A 1266-nucleotide genomic window follows, 5' to 3' on the forward strand; every position below is an offset into this window, starting at 1 on the left:
CTGCGACAAATACGGCCGCGTGCGGGTGCGCTTTCACCAGGACCGTTACCACGGCAACAGTGAAGACAGCTCCTGCTGGATACGGGTCTCCCAGGGGTGGGCGGGCGCCGGGTTCGGCAGCCTGGCCCTGCCCCGCGTCGGCCAGGARGTGATTGTSGACTTTCTGCACGGCGACCCGGACCAGCCCGTCATCACGGGGCGTCTGTACCATGACGTGAACCGCGCCCCCGGCCGTCTGCCGGACACGAAGACGCAGATGACCATCCGCTCAAAAACCTACCGGGGTGACGGGTTTAACGAACTGCGCTTTGAGGATGCGACGGACCAGGAGCAGGTGTACATCCACGCCCAGAAGGACATGGACACCGAGGTGCTGAACAACCGCACCACGGACGTGAAGGCGGACCACACCGAGACCATTGGYMRYAACCAGCGGATKAGCRTCGGGCACGACCAGACCCTCACCGTGGCTCATGACCGGCGCATGACGGTGCGCAATGACCAGACGCTSCGGGTTAATAACGACCGGAGGGTGAGCACCGGTCATGACGACGGCCTGCACGTGGCGAATGACCGCACGGTGACCGTGGAGGGAAACCAGMAYCAYARCACCMSCGGRRACCACCTCWGCMGGGTGGAGGGCAGCCACAGCCTGACGGTCAAAGGCAGCCAGGCCCTGAAGGTGACGGGGGCCTGCGGCACCCGTGCGCGGGGTGAAATCGTGCTGCAGAGCGACACGCAAATCACCCTGCGGGTGGGGGGCTCCTTTGTGGTGATACACCCGGCCGGGGTGGACATCACGGGGCCGAAAATCAATCTCAACAGCGGGGGACGTCCGGGAACACCGGTGGGGGTGATGTTACCGGGGGGGATGGAGGGGCTGGAGGATGGGAATAAATATGAGGAGCAGAATGAACCGCAGGCTGAAGAGAATAATTACAATCATGGTGACGATGAAACACCCGATGATCAGGAAGAACCGGACGATGATGACAATTATTACCGTCAGTTTCATTTCAAAAATGATGATGGCGTCCCTTACGCCGCTGCCCGATACGTTGTGCGATATGCCGATGGAAGTAAAAGTTATGGCATAACGGATCAAGAAGGCCAGACGGAAAGATTCATCCGCGAATGCGCAGAGATAATTGATGTACGATTATTAAGCCAGAATATTGATATGACTGAAGGAGGCGTCGATGAGTGAGAAAAAAAAGAGTTCATCAGCGGTAACGATTAAAAGTAAAAAATGTGTGCAAGAGGTGA

The 1266-nt window shown here is 58.2% G+C and carries 1 protein-coding gene; it reads left to right on the top strand.

From position 1 onward, the window contains the following. Positions 1–1207, top strand: a 1207-nt coding sequence (gene tssI, locus KXR87_RS23515) for a type VI secretion system tip protein TssI/VgrG (protein ID WP_437434584.1), incomplete at its 5' end; no start/stop codon positions are given. Positions 1208–1266: the final 59 nt, after the last annotated feature.

The organism is Yokenella regensburgei (assembly GCF_051486985.1).
GTDB lineage: Bacteria > Pseudomonadota > Gammaproteobacteria > Enterobacterales > Enterobacteriaceae > CBFFRJ01.